General features: G+C 38.0%; 18 protein-coding genes and 1 riboswitch. Of the genes, 16 read left to right on the top strand and 2 right to left on the bottom strand.

What is annotated here, in order from left to right; genetic code table 11:
• Positions 1–36 precede the first annotated feature (36 nt).
• From QNH24_RS24105 to QNH24_RS24050, 12 genes are all read left to right on the top strand, one after another.
• A complete protein-coding gene (locus QNH24_RS24105) occupies positions 37–1,098 on the top strand; it encodes a YeeE/YedE family protein (RefSeq protein ID WP_283869890.1) in 1,062 nt (353 codons plus the stop codon).
• Between the two features lie 17 nt (positions 1,099–1,115).
• Entirely contained in the window at positions 1,116–1,340 is a 225-nt protein-coding gene (locus QNH24_RS24100) for a sulfurtransferase TusA family protein (RefSeq protein ID WP_283869889.1), read from the top strand.
• Positions 1,341–1,596: 256 nt separating this feature from the next.
• Positions 1,597–1,857: a metal-sensitive transcriptional regulator gene (locus QNH24_RS24095; protein ID WP_283869888.1), complete on the top strand. Its 261-nt coding sequence runs from the start codon at positions 1,597–1,599 to the stop codon at positions 1,855–1,857.
• Positions 1,858–1,950: 93 nt separating this feature from the next.
• Complete coding sequence (locus QNH24_RS24090) at positions 1,951–2,241, top strand: rhodanese-like domain-containing protein (protein ID WP_430675555.1); 291 nt, start codon at positions 1,951–1,953, stop codon at positions 2,239–2,241.
• A 12-nt stretch (positions 2,242–2,253) separates the two neighbouring features.
• Positions 2,254–2,550 carry a rhodanese-like domain-containing protein gene (locus QNH24_RS24085; RefSeq protein WP_283869886.1) on the top strand — a complete coding sequence of 99 codons (297 nt, stop codon included), beginning with the start codon at positions 2,254–2,256 and terminating at the stop codon, positions 2,548–2,550.
• Between the two features lie 78 nt (positions 2,551–2,628).
• Complete coding sequence (locus QNH24_RS24080; RefSeq protein WP_283869885.1) at positions 2,629–3,183, top strand: sulfurtransferase TusA family protein; 555 nt, start codon at positions 2,629–2,631, stop codon at positions 3,181–3,183.
• Positions 3,184–3,195: 12 nt separating this feature from the next.
• Positions 3,196–3,591 (top strand): DsrE/DsrF/DrsH-like family protein, encoded by a 396-nt coding sequence (locus tag QNH24_RS24075; protein ID WP_283869884.1) that lies wholly within the window; start codon positions 3,196–3,198, stop codon positions 3,589–3,591.
• A 90-nt stretch (positions 3,592–3,681) separates the two neighbouring features.
• Positions 3,682–4,809 (top strand): MBL fold metallo-hydrolase, encoded by a 1,128-nt coding sequence (locus tag QNH24_RS24070; protein WP_283869883.1) that lies wholly within the window; start codon positions 3,682–3,684, stop codon positions 4,807–4,809.
• Positions 4,810–4,967: 158 nt separating this feature from the next.
• Positions 4,968–5,195, top strand: a complete 228-nt coding sequence (locus QNH24_RS24065; RefSeq protein WP_049663237.1) for a sulfurtransferase TusA family protein — start codon at positions 4,968–4,970, stop codon at positions 5,193–5,195.
• 95 nt (positions 5,196–5,290) lie between these two features.
• Entirely contained in the window at positions 5,291–6,067 is a 777-nt protein-coding gene (locus QNH24_RS24060; protein ID WP_283869882.1) for a sulfite exporter TauE/SafE family protein, read from the top strand.
• Positions 6,068–6,080: 13 nt separating this feature from the next.
• On the top strand, positions 6,081–6,785 hold the full coding sequence (locus QNH24_RS24055) for a DsbA family oxidoreductase (RefSeq protein ID WP_283869881.1): 705 nt from the start codon (positions 6,081–6,083) through the stop codon (positions 6,783–6,785).
• 233 nt (positions 6,786–7,018) lie between these two features.
• Positions 7,019–7,969, top strand: a complete 951-nt coding sequence (locus tag QNH24_RS24050; RefSeq protein ID WP_283869880.1) for a c-type cytochrome — start codon at positions 7,019–7,021, stop codon at positions 7,967–7,969.
• 38 nt (positions 7,970–8,007) lie between these two features.
• On the opposite strand, the gene QNH24_RS24045 is transcribed toward QNH24_RS24050, so the two are convergent.
• Complete coding sequence (locus tag QNH24_RS24045; RefSeq protein WP_283869879.1) at positions 8,008–9,702, bottom strand: FAD-dependent oxidoreductase; 1,695 nt, start codon at positions 9,700–9,702, stop codon at positions 8,008–8,010.
• Between the two features lie 288 nt (positions 9,703–9,990).
• On the opposite strand from QNH24_RS24045, the gene QNH24_RS24040 reads away from it, so the two are divergent.
• On the top strand, positions 9,991–11,979 hold the full coding sequence (locus QNH24_RS24040; protein WP_283869878.1) for an ABC1 kinase family protein: 1,989 nt from the start codon (positions 9,991–9,993) through the stop codon (positions 11,977–11,979).
• A gap of 337 nt (positions 11,980–12,316) precedes the next feature.
• Entirely contained in the window at positions 12,317–13,435 is a 1,119-nt protein-coding gene (locus tag QNH24_RS24035; protein ID WP_283869877.1) for a C40 family peptidase, read from the top strand.
• 88 nt (positions 13,436–13,523) lie between these two features.
• On the opposite strand, the gene ytvI is transcribed toward QNH24_RS24035, so the two are convergent.
• Complete coding sequence (gene ytvI, locus QNH24_RS24030) at positions 13,524–14,582, bottom strand: sporulation integral membrane protein YtvI (protein ID WP_283869876.1); 1,059 nt, start codon at positions 14,580–14,582, stop codon at positions 13,524–13,526.
• An 81-nt stretch (positions 14,583–14,663) separates the two neighbouring features.
• On the opposite strand from ytvI, the gene QNH24_RS24025 reads away from it, so the two are divergent.
• Together QNH24_RS24025 and QNH24_RS24020 are read left to right on the top strand one after the other, a co-directional pair.
• A complete protein-coding gene (locus QNH24_RS24025) occupies positions 14,664–15,212 on the top strand; it encodes a hypothetical protein (RefSeq protein WP_283934518.1) in 549 nt (182 codons plus the stop codon).
• 90 nt (positions 15,213–15,302) lie between these two features.
• Positions 15,303–15,848 (top strand): glutathione peroxidase, encoded by a 546-nt coding sequence (locus tag QNH24_RS24020; RefSeq protein ID WP_283869874.1) that lies wholly within the window; start codon positions 15,303–15,305, stop codon positions 15,846–15,848.
• Between the two features lie 76 nt (positions 15,849–15,924).
• Positions 15,925–16,122: riboswitch (cobalamin riboswitch) on the top strand.
• The last annotated feature ends 182 nt before the right edge of the window (positions 16,123–16,304 follow it).

The following is a 16,304-nucleotide window of genomic DNA, read 5'->3' as shown; positions in this document are numbered from 1 at the left end:
TATAAGAATACTAGGGTATTGGAAGGGGAATGATAAATGGGTCAAATGATTATTACAGGACTTATTTGTGGAGCTTTGCTTGGATTTGTTATGCAGCGGGGGCGTTTTTGCTTAACTGGCGGATTCCGCGATATGTATTTGGCAAAAGATAACCGTATGTTTTACGCATTACTTATTGCGATAGCAATTCAAAGTGTTGGTGTATATACATTAATTAGTTTGAAGGTGTTTGAATTCAATGCTGGTTCTTTACCAATCGTAGCTGTTATTGTTGGTTCATTTATTTTTGGAATTGGCATTATTTTCGCTGGTGGTTGTGCAACAGGGACTTGGTATCGTGCAGGAGAAGGTTTAATTGGCAGTTGGATTGCGCTAGCTGGTTATATGCTTGTAGCAGCAATGGTGAAATCGGGCGTATTGTTGCCATTGGATAAGGCTATTAAAGAAACGAGCATTGAAAGTAATTCTATTGCCGAGACAATTGGCGTAAACAACTGGTTGATTATAACGATTTTTGTAGTAGTTGTTGCTTTTATCATTTACCGTGAGCTAAAGAAACCACGAGTGAAGATCCCGGGGTTAAAGCCGAAGAAAACGGGATTAGCACATATTTTATTTGAAAAACGTTGGCATCCATTTATTACTGCAACAATTATTGGTGTGATTGCGACTTTAGCGTGGCCATTAAGTGTTGCTACTGGTCGCATAGGTGGATTAGGCATTACAACACCTTCTGCTAATATTTTGCAATTTTTAGTGACTGGACAAATTAGCTTCATCAACTGGGGTGTTTTCCTAGTGCTAGGGATTTTCTTTGGATCATTATTCGCAGCAAAATTGAGTGGGGAATTTAGATTCCGTATTCCAGATACAAAAACAGCGATTAACAGCTTTTGTGGTGGACTTTTGATGGGATTTGGCGCAGGTTTAGCAGGAGGTTGCTCAATTGGTAATGGATTGGTGATGACAGCGATGATGACTTGGCAAGGTTGGATTTCATTAGGGTTTATGATTTTAGGTACATGGACAGCATCTTACTTTGTATTCGTTCGACCAAGTAAAAAAGCTAAGCAAGCCGCTCGCGTAATAACAGCGTAAAAAAGGAGTGTTTTTATATGAAAAGAACATTAGAAGTGATGGGGATGATTTGTCCATTTCCTTTAGTAGAAGCAAAAGAAGCCATAAAAGACTTAAATTCAGGAGATGAATTAGAAGTGCAATTTGATTGCACACAAGGTACAGAATCCATTCCTCGTTGGGCTGCTGAAGAAGGGCATGAGGTAACGGAATATGAACAAGTTGGCGAAGCTGCTTGGACAATAACTATTAAAAAGAAATAAGTCTTCTCAAAGTCTATTTAAGCGGGAAATTCGATGATAAATTCGTCGGATTTCTCGCTTTTTTGTAACTGAAAGATAAGAAAATAAGGGTAACAACCTGAAAGTGACAGATTAAAACGTTGATACAAGAGGGAAATGACGTTGTAACAATGATTAAAAAAAATTCGAGCTTGCATGTTGACATTATACCTAATGGGGTATATTATGAATCACGTAAGCAAGTTCAATCGATCGTTATGAAAGGAGGCGTGATAGTATGGCTTACGGTACAAAAACAGCTAATCGAGTGAAGCGAATAGAAGGTCAATTGCGTGGTGTTTTACGCATGATGGAAGAAGAAAAAAACTGTAAAGATGTGATTGCACAGCTATCTGCCGTGCGTTCTGCGGTTGATCGGACTATTGGAGTAATTGTTAGTGAAAATTTATTGGAATGTGTAACTACTGCTGAAGGGGATGCGGAAAAAGTGAATATAGTCATCCAAGAAGCGATGGATTTAGTCGTGAAAAGCAGATAAATTTATATACCCTAAATAGTATGTGGAAGGAGGCGGTGTTACTTGGGAACGTGGATTTTACTTGCCGTTGTTATAGCGTTTTTCGTCTGGCGAATGAAACCGCCGAAAGGAGTGCAGTCAATTTCAACGGCGCAATTGAAAAATATTTTACATGATAAGGATAAAGTTTTTATCGATGTGCGTACACCAGCTGAATATAAGGGTCGAAATATCCCTCAATTTAAAAATATGCCACTTGGTTCAAGTTTTGATAAATTACCGAAAGATAAAGAGATAGTGGTCATTTGTCAAAGTGGGATGCGTAGTAGTCAGGCGTGTAAGCAATTAAAAAAGCAAGGATTTGAACGTGTAACAAATGTACGTGGAGGCATGAGTGCGTATTAGGAGGAGAACGGCATGAAAGAAATTTCAACAAAGGAAGTACAACAAGCTTTAGAGCAAGGTCAGGCAATAAATTTAGTTGATGTACGTGAAGTAGATGAAGTGGAGTCAGGACACATTCCAGGAATTATTCATATCCCACTTGGCTTACTTGAATTTCGTATGCATGAGCTAAATAAAAATGAATCATATGTTATGGTCTGTCGATCAGGTGGTCGTAGTGGCAGTGCAACTCAGTTTTTAGAAAGCCGAGGCTTCGATGTATCCAATATGGTTGGTGGTATGCTTGCTTGGGATGGTGAAGTAAAGTAAGGAGATGCATGGAACCTGTAGAACTTGCTATATTTTTTTAGCAAAAATAATACCCGTATAGGTATGAGGGAGGAAGTTATGAGTATTAAGGCGGATTTTCAACTAGATGCCAAGGGGCTTTCTTGTCCTATGCCGATTGTTAAAACGAAAAAGGCGATGGCTGATTTAGTAGATGGTCAAATTTTAGAAGTATCAGCAACAGATAAGGGCTCGAAGGCGGATATTGCTGCATGGGCTGAATCTGTGGGTCATCAATACGTTGGGACAGTGGAAGAAGAAAGTGTGCTTAAACACTACATTCGTAAATGCTCAGACGACACAATGGATGAGCGAACATTTGAACGAACAATTGGGTTAGAAGAGGCCATGGAAAGAGGAGGACTTATTCTCGATGTTCGCGAGGAGGCAGAGTTTGCTTTTGGACACATCGAGGGAGCGAAGTCTATTCCGATGGGTGAGCTAGATGCACGTCTTTCTGAACTTGAGAAAGAGCAAGAGATTTATGTCGTATGTCGAACAGGAAAGCGTAGTGATTTAGCTGCCCAAAAGCTTACGGCACATGGCTTTACAAAGGTATTTAACGTTCTGCCAGGTATGACTTCCTGGACGGGCGATTTAACAAAAAGTATTTAGGAGGAATTTATTATGTCAAATAAAGTGGCAATTATTGCAAGTAACGGTGGTCTTTTCGATGCATATAAGGTGTTCAATATCGCAACAGCAGCGGCTGCGACAGAGAAAGAAGTAGCTATCTTCTTTACATTCGAAGGGTTAAATTTAATTCATAAACAAGGGATGCATGCATTACCTATGCCTGCGGGAGCGAAGCATTATGCAGAAGGTTTTGCTAAAGCTAATGTACCGGCAATTCCTCAATTAGTGGAAATGGCACAAGAATTAGGTGTGAAATTTATCGCGTGTCAAATGACTATGGATGTAATGGGTTTAACGACAGATGATTTTGTTGAAGGTATCGAGGTCGGGGGAGCTGTGACGTTCTTAGAGTTTGCGAAAGATGCAGCACCGTCATTAACATTCTGATTAATTTGAAGCTAAACTAACAATAGAGGCGGAGAGGGTACCCTTTCCGCTAAAAAAATCATTAAAACAATACCTTAGGGGGTAATACGAGTGTCAGTTTTAAAATGGAGTGCAGCGCAGGTAGCGAAAAAAGTAATTAATAATGAAGAATTATTTATTTTAGATGTTCGAAATGCAGATGCATTCGAAGATTGGAAAATTGATGGCCATAAATTTGAATACCTTAATATTCCGTATTTTGAGCTGTTAGACGGCGTAGAGGATATTTTACCGAAGATACCAGCTGATAAAGATGTGTTAGTCGTTTGTGCGAAAGAAGGTTCATCGCTGATGGTTGCTGAGATGTTATCGGAAGCAGGACGTGCTGTGGCTTATTTAGAAGGTGGAATGAAAACGTGGAGTGAATATTTAGAACCTGTTAAAGTTGGAGATTTAACAGGTGGTGGTGAGCTTTATCAATTTGTACGTTTAGGGAAGGGTTGCCTTTCTTATATGGTCATCTCTGAGGGTGAAGCAGCGATTATCGATGCTGTGCGTTTTACAGACGCATTCACAAGCTTTGCAGAAGAGAAAAATGTAAAGATTAAATATGTGTTCGATACACATTTACATGCTGATCATATTTCCGGTGGTCGACACATAGCAGCTACTACTGGTGCGACGTATTATTTACCACCAAAAGATGCCGAAGAGGTTGTGTTTGACTATACACCTTTGCTTGACGGAACAACTGTACAAGTTGGCGCCTCTAAAATTGATGTAGGAGCAATTTATTCGCCTGGTCATACAATTGGTTCAACGTCATTTGTTGTGGACGGCAAGTATTTATTAACTGGAGATATTTTATTTATTGATTCAATTGGACGCCCAGATTTAGCGGGTCTTGCAGAAGACTGGGTTGGTGATTTACGCGAAACACTGTACAAACGATACAGAGAATTATCGGATGATTTAATAGTTTTACCGGCTCATTTTATGATTATTGATGAACTAAATGAAGATGGGACTGTAGCAAAACATCTTGGACAATTATTTGCCGAAAATCACGGCTTAAATATTAAAGATGAAGCAGAATTCCGAAGTGTTGTAACAGAGCATTTGCCTCCGCAGCCAAATGCATATCAAGAAATTCGTCGAGTAAATATGGGGAAGATTACCCCAACGCAGGATGAGCAAACAGAGATGGAGATTGGTCCGAATCGCTGTGCGGTTCGATAGTCCGTTTATGAAATATGTTGAAATGCAATGATTACGCATGCATGGTTATAGCGTGTAAATACCGCGAAGCGAAGGCGCTCATCCTTCGTAAAGTCGTGAAAAAACAAACAGAACCGGCAAAATCGCTTACAACCTTTGCCGTTCCAAAGGAGAAAAATATGAAATCAAACTTACAACTAGACGCAAAGGGTTTATCTTGTCCAATGCCTATAGTGAAAACAAAAAAAGCGATAGATACATTAGCTTCAGGGGAAATTTTAGAGGTTCAAGTAACAGATAAGGGGGCTCTAGCGGATATCCCTGCTTGGGTAAAAGCAGGTGGTCATGCAATTTTAGACAAATCTGAGGATGCTGGTGTCATTACATTCTTTATTCAGAAAGCTTAAGACTGGTGAGGGTTGTCTCTTCTATTTGAAGGTAGAACAACCCTCGTTTCGTTTAATATTAGTCCATAGTGAAGTAACCAGAAAGAAGGAAAAGTATGGATTTAGCATGGATCATTACAATATTTTTAATTGGCTTTGTAGGTTCGTTTGTATCAGGGATGCTAGGAATTGGCGGAGCAATTATTAAATATCCAATGTTATTATATATCCCACCTTTACTTGGTTTTGCAGCATTTTCAGCACATGAGGTATCGGGGATTAGTGCAGTAGAAGTGTTGTTTGCTTCTATGTCAGGGGTATGGGCATATCGAAAAGGTGGATATTTAAATAAATCACTGATTATATATATGGGTGGTGCTGTATTAGTAGGTAGTTTCGTTGGTAGCTATGGCTCCAAATTTTTATCTGAAGTGGGAGTTAATATCGTTTATGGTGTATTGGCGTTGATTGCTGCAGTGATGATGTTTATTCCTAAGAAGCGAATTGACGACAAGCCTTTAGATGAAGTAACGTTCAATAAAACAGTAGCAGCCGTGTTAGCCTTTATAGTTGGTATTGGATCAGGGATTGTTGGGGCAGCTGGTGGTTTCTTGTTAGTCCCTATTATGCTAGTGGTATTAGGAATACCAACGCGTATGACAATCGCTACAAGCCTTGCTATTACCTTTATATCCTCAATAGGCGGGACGATTGGAAAATTGATGACGGGACAAGTTAATTACTATCCAGCGATCATTATGATTGTAGCTAGCTTAGTAGCTGCTCCACTAGGTGCAAAAGCGGGGAAAACATTAAATACAAAGATTTTACAAGCTATTTTAGCGGTGCTTATATTAGCAACTGCTATTAAAATTTGGGTGGATATATTGTAGGAGGCAGTAGTATATGAAAATTGAGGTTTTTTCGGATTTTGCATGTCCGTTCTGCTATATTGGCAAACGGGAATTGGAACGTGCTATTGACATGGCGGGTTATTCAGGGCAAGTAGAAATTGAATATAAAACATATCAAATTGGACCACATACGCCTAAGAAAGACGCACCAACTTTATATGATGGGATGGCTGCAAAATTTAACTCTACATTAAAAGAAGTAAAGGAAATAACTAAAAGTATAGCAATGCGGGCCGAAGAGGTTGGCCTGCGTTACAATTTTGAAGATATGAAAACAGCTCATACTGAGAAAGCTCATCGATTGGCAAAATGGACAAAACAGTTTGGTAAAGAGTCGGTTTATACGGAAGAACTAATGAGTGGTTATTTTACAGAAGGAAAAGACTTGAACGATGACGGGTTCTTGTTAAAAGTCATTGAAAATTTAGGCTTAGACGTTGAAATAGCAAAAGGTGTACTGGCATCAAACGACTTCAGTGAAGATTTAGATAAAGATCGCTATGATGCACAACAGCTTGGTGTACAAAGTGTACCCTTCTTTGTTTTTGAAAATCGCTACGGTATTAAAGGAGCAGAGCCGAACGAGGTTTTCGTCCGAACGTTGCATCAAGCAGCGGAGATAGCGGGTATTCAACCTGATTTAAAGATGGCAGGTGATGGAGTAGCTTCTTGTGCTACTGATGAATGTAAAATATAAAAAGTATAAGGTGTCGGGTACAATTAGTACTCGGCATTTTTATTTCAGAAAAATCTATATACTACAAGAGGTATTAAGTCGTGTTTATTGTGTTATAGAACAATCTTGATTTCATAATTTATCCATTTTTATCATCTGAATGGTTCTATTTTGATTAGGTGTGAGAAAAATCACATCTATAAATACATTATTTTGCTAAAATATAGGTGATTATACAAAGGGGGGTATTATAGATGAAACCTATCGTAGCAGGAGTAGCGGGAACAGTGCTGTTAGCAGGCACACTCTTTATAGGAGCTGTCATAAGTGACAAAATTTTAGGTGATGCTAATGGAGAAACTGAAGAAGCAGCAACACAATCAAAAATACCAACATCAGCAGCTGCGCAGTCAGTTGTCTATGCACCACCAAGTATTGAGGAAGTACCAGAGGGACCTATGAAGGAAGCCATCTTGTACGGCTATGAGCTTGTTAATAATACACATGTTGCTGCGGAAGAATATGTTGGGAACCAATTGTCCTGTACAAGCTGCCATGCAGGAGCAGGGTATGATGAGCAAGCATCGTCATTAGTTGGCGTTATGGCAAACTATCCACAATATATTGCGCGGTCTGGTGATATTGTGACAATAGAAGAGCGTATTAATGGTTGTATGGTTCGTAGTATGAATGGTAAAAAGTTTGACATGAATAGCAAGGAATTAGAGGCAATGGTATCTTATTTCGCCTATATTTCAGAAGGGGTTCCAATTGGAGCTGAACGTGAATGGGCAGGCACAAGTAATATGAAAGATGTTCCTATACCAGATGTTACAAATGGTGAATCATTATATGGACAATCTTGTATCGCCTGTCACGCAGCAGATGGTGCCGGTACAGGAGCTAATACAGGACCTGCATTATGGGGTGAAAATTCATTTAATGATGGTGCTGGTATTGCACGTATGTCAAAAATGGCGGGCTACATAAAAAACAATATGCCAGTTGGTGCAGTTGGAACACTTACCGATCAAGACGCTGCTGATTTAGCTGCCTTCATTTTATCGCAGGACCGACCTGAATGGGCAAATCATAATAAAGACTGGCCTAAGGGTGGACGTCCGAACGATATCATGGATAAAGAAAAACGTGATCAAGTAAAAAATGGCACAATCAATTGGGAGCAAGTGCTTTCCACTAATTAAAAAAGGGGATGCTGCAATTTGGCGGCATCCCTTTAAGCTTAATTAAAGTTATAGGCTGTGACAATCTTTTTTCTGTTTGTGGTGATATCTGTAAAGTATTCATATAGGCAAATCCCTAAGAAGGAGCCTGCTACATTAAAAACATTCGTGAATCCGTTATTCTGTAGGGCCATTACTGCATTGTAGCTTCGTTGTCCAGAACGACAATGAACGTAAACAGGAATATCTTGTGGGATCTCATTCATCCGGTTACGTAGCTCGCTTAATGGAATATTATGTGCATGGTTGAGATGACCCGCCTCATATTCATTTTTTTCACGCACATCTAAAAAATAGGCGTTTTTTTCGACAAGATCTCTAACCTCATCAACTTTTATCTGCTTATAGGTGCCGTATAATTGATTTTGAGCGACGAGCGCTGCTAAATTGACAATATCCCGTGCAGTGCTAAACATTGGAGAATAAGTAAGTTCTAGCTCCTTTAAGTCCTCTATGGTGCCACCCATTGTAATCATAGTTGCTATAATATCAATACGTTTCTCTGCACTACCTTTTCCAATCGCTTGTGCCCCAAGAATTCTTCCGGTAGGTTGTTCAAAAACAAGCTTGAAATGAAGTGGATGACTATTCGGCATTAAACCGACTTTGTCTGGTGCAATTAGATACACACTCTTAGCTTGAAAGCCGTGTGCTAGTGCAGTTTTTTCATTTAAGCCAGTAGAGGCACATACAAGATCAAAAATCTGCACACTTGAGGAACCGATAACACCTTTATTTTGCTGAGGCATATTGAACATATGATTTGCGGCTGCCCGTGCCTGTCTAAGTGCAGGGCCAGCTAGTGCTAGCCGTGTTTGCCTATGGGTTAATTGGTGAAATACTTCTATGGCGTCGCCAACAGCATAAATAGAAGGGTCAGATGTGACATAATTAGCATTGACCTTAATACCGCCAAGTTCACCTATTTCCAGCCCAGCCTCTTTCGCTAAAGAGGTTTCAGGTCGGACACCAATTGCTAAAACGACAGCCTGTGCCTTTACTTGTTTACCGGAATTTAATTCTACATAATCATCGGCAACCTTAGCTAAACCATCATTGACAATGACATTAACTCCTCGATCCATCATTTCTTTTTGTAAAATTTGAGCCATATCATAATCAAATGGCATCATAAATTGCTGACTAAATTCTACGAGTGAGACATTAAAGCCAGCAAGTTGCAAATTTTCTGCAACCTCAACGCCGATAAATCCGCCACCAATGACAGCGATATCTTTTATATCATCGCTCTGTATATAACGATTTAAACGATCTATATCCGAGACATTGCGAACAGTAAAAACATGAGAAGAATGAATGCCATCCAAATTAGGAACGATTGGACTGGCTCCAGGGGATAACACTAACGTATCGTAGCTTTCCTCATATTCATTACCTGTGTGTAAATCCTTTACAGTAATCATTTTTTTCTCTCGGGAAATACGTGTTACTTCATGATGAACACGTGCTTCAATATTGTATTTTGTTTGAAAGGCTTGCGGTGACATTAAAATCAATTTGTCACTTTTTTCAACAATACCGCTTAAGTGAAAGGGTAAAGAACAGTTGGAAAATGATACATTTGGTCCTTTTTCAAACATAATAATTTCAGCGTGCTCATCAAGTCGACGAATTCGTGCTGCCACAGAAGCCCCTCCAGCTACACCACCGATTACTAAAATTTTTTTTCGCATTTACAGACACATCCTTTTCTTTTATACACATAAGGGTATTTAGGTCTAAAAATAAGGATTTATAACAAATAATTAGTGTTAGAACTTTAAAAATCCTTACTATAAATACATAATATACCTCTATAGGTATTTTATCAATATAAAATAAAATCCTTGAAATAGGGTAATAAATGGAAAAGGGAAGCGGTTCGATTTTACCCTACTTTTGAGGTAAACCTAGTTAAAGAAAATAAGTGTCTATATTTGTTATACTAGCAGTATTAGGAAGTAGCATCGGAGGTGGCATTGTTGATTTTTTTAAAGTTATTAATCCAAATTGTTGTTGTATCTGGGCTTATTTATTTTGTTAGCGGGCGCTTAATTGGTTCAAATATTAACTTTGTGCGTAGGTTTCTTTCAGTACTCATTAGTGTAACGTTAACATCCTTTGTTTACTGGTACTCTTATTTGCGCCATACGGATTTTTTATCAGAGACGATGATGCAAACAGTAACGGAGGTTAGTACACTTATTTGGATTGGAAGCATGCTACTAATTTCTATGCTGCTATACCTTGTCTTTGAGCTATTTGATTCAAGTGGTATTACAGCTGGAGATCGGCGCAATGGTCAAAAAACCTTAGTGTTACGTCTTCGAAGTTATTGGCGACAGCAAAAACGGTTACGACAGGTGTTAAAAATTGCTGTAACAAATGGTGTTGTCCAAACTATCAAATATGCACGACAACGGGAAAATGAAAAGGAACTTGCTATTGCTTTAAGGGCTACATTGGAGCAATGTGGTGGGATATTCATTAAATTTGGTCAGGTCCTTTCTACACGTAAGGAATTGTTCTCTCCAATTTTTATTGATGAGCTGGAAAGGCTACAGCATAATGTAAAGCCCCTACCACCAGAGCAGGTGACTCAAATTTTAAAAAGATCTCTTCCAAGGCCAGTGAATGAGGTGTTTGCGAGCTTTCAAATGGAACCAATCGCAGCAGCATCTATTGGACAGGTACATAAAGCACGATTAAAGAATTATGATGAAGTCGTGGTAAAGTTACTGCGTCCAGAAGTAAAGGGGATTATGCGTGATGACCTTGACATTCTAGAGGAATTTGCAAATTGGCTGACAAATAAGTCTACATGGGCTGAATCCCTAGGCTTTCGAGAATTAGCTGGTGGTTTTGCAGATGGATTGCGTGAGGAAATTCATTTAGATATTGAGGTACGAAATACATTACAGGTGACAAATGCTCTTTCTAAAAGTGATTACAAGGTACGGATTCCTAAAATTTATATGGATTACTGTACTGAAAATATAATTGTTATGGAGTATGTGCAGGGAAAAAGTGTTGCGAGTGGAGCATCTGAGTTTAAACGCTTAAAAATTGATCGTAGACAGTTTGCGCGTACTGTTTTATATTCCTTCTTTGAGCAGATGCTTTTTTCGGGTATCTTCCATGCAGATCCACATCCAGGGAATATTCATATCGATGAGACAGATGGTCTACCAATCCTGCTGGATTTTGGAGCAGTTGGTCGCCTAGGAGCAACTCAGCAAGAGGGCTTGAAGCTATTTTTAATGGGCATACAGTTAAATGATTCGAGTATTTTATATGACGGCTTAACATTATTGGTTGAACATGCGGATCATGCTGAGCGTGCAAGAATGGAGCAGGCAATTGACCAAATTTTGTTGAAAATTTCTTATGTAGATAAAATACCAACTGAAGAATTGATACATGCATTGTTTACGGTTGTCCGTGATTTTGGACTTGCCTTTTATCCTGCAGTTGGCTTAGCGCTCCGTTCACTAGTAACATTAGATGGAACATTAAAAGTCATCGATCCAAGCTTTGATATTTTCTCTGAATCCAAAGATTTTTCCGCTTCTTATATGCGGTCATCATTCCTCAAGCCATTCAAAGAACCGATGGCCACAAAGGAGCGCCTACAAGAAGAATTGTCAATGCTTATTCCGACATTACGCAAAATGCCAAGGCGAGTTGATCAGCTAATTCAACGAGTAGAGAGCGGGAAAATTATTTTACATCATGATATTTTTTCGGATGAACATAATGCTCGCTTTATTACTAATCTGTTTTCACGTTTTGTCTTGCTTCTCGTCGGTATCACCTTTGGGATTATTTCAGTAGCGCTATTAGCCATCTCACAATTTATTCATGATTCGTATGCTGTTTATCTGAATACCGCAGCATATTTAGGTTTATTTTTATGTGCAATTTTATTAGTACGGCTTTCCATTCAAGCATTACGATCGATGAAGCAATAGGTAAGGGAAAAACCCTTACCCTTTTTTGTGCAAAAAATATTACAGAAACATTACAAATTTCAAAATAGGTCAAATAGTGTAGAATGGAAAAGTGGTGTATTTGTAGAAAATAATCGATTAAAATAGAATTTGCATGCGCTTTATCGAATGTTACAGAAATATTTCGAGTTTTACTAAAGTATTAAATAGGCGTGAAATAGTATAAAAGTTATGCTATTAATGCTAAACTTTAAAAGGCTAATGAAAATATAAGAATAAATTTACAAATATACATCGTTCAAGTGATTACATAAAACACAGGAAACGAAATTGACGAGATGAAGGGAAAGAAGTTAACGTGGGTAAGCGCAATAAATGGCGTAAGTCGATGGTACTAGCACTGGCACTAGCTGGCGGCTTATTATTTAATACAGTACAACCAACAGAAGTGCATGCGGAAGAAACTTCTCAACAAATGATCGAGAAAAAAGCTAAAATAGATGCAGAAGTTAAAAAGCTCCAAGAAGAATTAACAAACCTACAACAAGAGATCGATGAAAAAGTAAAAGTATTTAATCAAGTACAGGCAGACATTAAAGAAGTCGATGCAAGTATTGCTGAAACTGAAAAACGTATTGAGCAGCGTTCAGCTATTTTAAGCGAGCGTATGGCTGCATACCAAGCGCAGGATAACACAGTGGGTGTTTATTTAAGCGTTGTCCTTGAGGCAAAAAGCTTTGCAGATTTAATGGACCGTGTCGTAGCGGTTAAAACATTAATGGATGCTGACCAAGAACTAGTTAATCAACAGGAAGCGGACAAGGCTAGCTTAGAGCAACAAAAGGCAACATTAGATGAAAAACAAAAAGAGCTTCAAAAACAATTCCAAGAGCTTCAACAAAAGGAAAGTGAAATGGAAGTGAAAAAGGCTGAAAATGAAGCTAAATCACTTGCATTAAAAGCACAAATTGCAACGAAGCAAGAGGAAGAACGTTTAGAAGCGGAACGTAAAGCGGCAGAGGAAGAAGCAGCTCGTTTACGTGCACTTCAAGCAGCAACTCCGGCTGTACATGCTTCAAATAACGGGGGTAAAATTGTTTTCGGTTCAGGTGCAGGCACAGCATCTTCAGGAGATGCTATCTCAACGGCAAAGCAATTCTTAGGCCGTAGCTATGTTTGGGGTGGAAGTAACCCATCGACAGGATTTGACTGTTCAGGTCTTGTACAATGGTCTTACAAACAAGCAGGTGTATCTTTACCACGTACAGCATCACAACAATATTTAGCAACTCAACGTATTTCAGCAAATGAAGCACGTGTTGGTGACCTAGTATTCTTCAGCTACGGCTCGGGAGTAGCGCATGTAGGTATTTATTTAGGAAACAACACAATGATCGATGCTCAAAATAAGGGTGTTGTTGTTGAATCACTTGATTGGTGGAATCAGTATTTAGTTGGCTTCGGTCGAATTCAATAAGCTCAACTAATATATAGACGATTGAAATAACAAAAAGGTCATCTTTTTTACAAAGATGGCCTTTTTTTGATACATTATTTCCTCTCGATTATATTTTAAAATTCAATTTGATAATACCAGTTTCTTTTAAAGCAACGAAGAAGATAATAACAAAGGGTCCAGCAAGTAAGCCTATTACACCAAATAATTGTAGACCAATAAACATAGCTATTAATGTTGGTAAAGTGGATAGCCCAATATGGTCACCCATTAATTTAGGCTCGACTACTCGACGAATAATGAGTAAAATAGCTGCTAAGATGAATAATTTTACAGCGATAGATATATTTCCTATCAGCAGATGATACAGTGCCCATGGTGCCAAGATAATAATGGAGCCAAGGAAAGGAATAATGTCAATGATCCATATGATGATGGTCATTGTCACTGCGTATTTAGGCTGTATTAATAAAAGACCAATTAGTGTGACGCCTCCAATGATAAAACTAACAAATAAATGTGCCTTCATATATCCAAAAATAGCATCCTTTAAGCGATTTAAAATAATCTTTAATTTGTTTGCAGTGCTAGGCTTCAAATATTTATAAGTGATCTGTTTTAATTTAGGCAAATCTAGCATAAATAGAAAGAGAGCGATCATATATACGAGAAGACTAATGAATAGGCTTGGAATTTCTGAAAAGAAGGCTGTAACTTTGGTATAATTAAAGAAATTCAAAAAAGATTCTTCAATTTTCTTAATGAAATCCATCGTTGTATTTTGAAGCGAGGCGCTTACTTCAGGTGGAAAGTCTTCAGTGTATTTAGAAATGTTTTCTTGCATAGTAAGCCACATTTCTGATAGCTTTGAAATATAGTAGGGAGCTTGCTTTGAAACTAATATTATTTGAGACATAAGTTGTGTAATCGTAAAGTAACAAATAATAGAAATTAGAATAACACTCACTATGTAAATAAAAGCAACTGCAATCTTCCGTGACATTTTCCATTGCCGTTTAAAGAACATAACAATTGGCTCTAAAAAAAATGCGGTGGCTCCAGCTAAGATGATTGGTACGGAAACAGGGATAATAAAATATGCAGCTACGATTATAGAAATAATCATTATTAATCTAAATATCAGTTTCCTAGTATTTAATTTATTCATATATTCACCTTCTTTACGCAAATTAAGATAAGTGTACCATAAAAATTTTACGTTCTGACACAATAAAGGTAGGGATGAATGATGGAAAAAGAAATTTTGCAGCTTTTTAGTAATTTAACAGAGCGTGACCGTGAAATTCAATACGAATCTTACGAAGAATTGATGAAAATTATGCAAGAACCAGTTGATTGGACATATGCAGTTTGGGAACAACTTGTTCAAGCTCTTACATATAAAGATGGTCATATGCGCGCGCTTGCAGCACAATTTTTATGCGCATTAGCAGCTAAAAGTGATCCAGAAGAAAGAGTATTGGAGGACTTTTTAAAGATTTGGGCAGTGACATATGATGAAAATACTGCAACAGCAAGTAATACTCTACAGGCCATCTGGAAAATAGGTTTAGCAGGGCAGGTACAACGGGATTTAGTTATTTCTTATTTGGCTAAAAGATTTCAGACATGTCTAGATGAAAAACATCCAACATTAATACGTTATGATATTGTAGTATCTTTTAAGAAATTATATGATGCTACGAATAATTCAAAGGTGCTAGACATTGTGAAACGTTTAATTGAGGAAGAGCAAGATATGAAATACAAAAAGAAATATAGGGCAGCCATCCGTTAAAAATAATGGAATGGCTTTTTTTAATGCAAATCCTTTTATGAATAGAAAAAAGTTTACTATAATATAGGAAAAAAGTAAGGGGATTCATACATGAGTATTTATAATTATTTAGTAAAGAAGCCGAATGGTGAGATTTTATCAATGGAGACCTATCGAGGAAAGACGCTGTTAATTGTCAACACAGCTAATCAATGTCGTTTTACATATCAGTTCGAAGACTTGCAAAAAATGTACGACAAATATGGCAAGGAAAACTTTGTTGTGTTAGGCTTTCCTTGCGATCAATTTGGAAATCAAAACCCTGAAGATGGTGAGCAAACTACACAACTTTGTCAGGTTAACTATGGTGTAACATTCCCGATTTTTGAGGTAGTGCAGGTCAATGGTGATGCAACACATCCGCTGTTTAATTATTTAAAGCATGAGGTCGATTACCGCTCATTTGGAAAAGCAAGTATGCAGGAAAAAATGCTAGCAGAATCAATAGTTCAAATAGCACCTAGTTTTTTAGAAGGACGTAATATCCGCTGGAATTTTACAAAATTCTTAATCGATGCAAATGGTAAAACAGTAGAACGCTTTGAGCCTACTGATTCTCAGCTTGATATCGAGCAGGCTATTGAAAAAATCCTATAAATTTCTAGTACAATTGTAAAACTATTATCTTTATAGTTTTTCATAATAATATGTGATAAACTGCTTTATAAGTGAATAGCTCTTGCAGGATAAGGGTACTAAGATAGTATAATCGGGAATTCGGTGAAAATCCGAAGCTGTTTCCGCAACTGTAAGTACAGGAATCATAATCGTAGACCACTGTCAATTTGATGGGAAGGTGTTTATGACATACATTACATTAAGTGATGGACACTGTACAAGCCAGGAGACCGACCTTTATTTGAACGTATAAATACTCTTCGGAAGCTAGGAGGATATGCGGCAAATACGTAGTCTCTTTCGTATCTATATACGATTCTAATTATGTTATTTTCGTCGTTCCTTAGGAGTAGGAACGGCGTTTTTTATTTTGATTCAGACCCTTATATGGGCAGGATAAATGCAGTTTTTTCCTATCGGCGGGCCTTTCATACG

The organism is Lysinibacillus pakistanensis (genome assembly GCF_030123245.1).
GTDB lineage: Bacteria > Bacillota > Bacilli > Bacillales_A > Planococcaceae > Lysinibacillus > Lysinibacillus pakistanensis.
The sequence above is the reverse complement of the archived record's forward strand: the minus strand, read 5'-3'. Positions and strand labels throughout refer to the sequence as shown.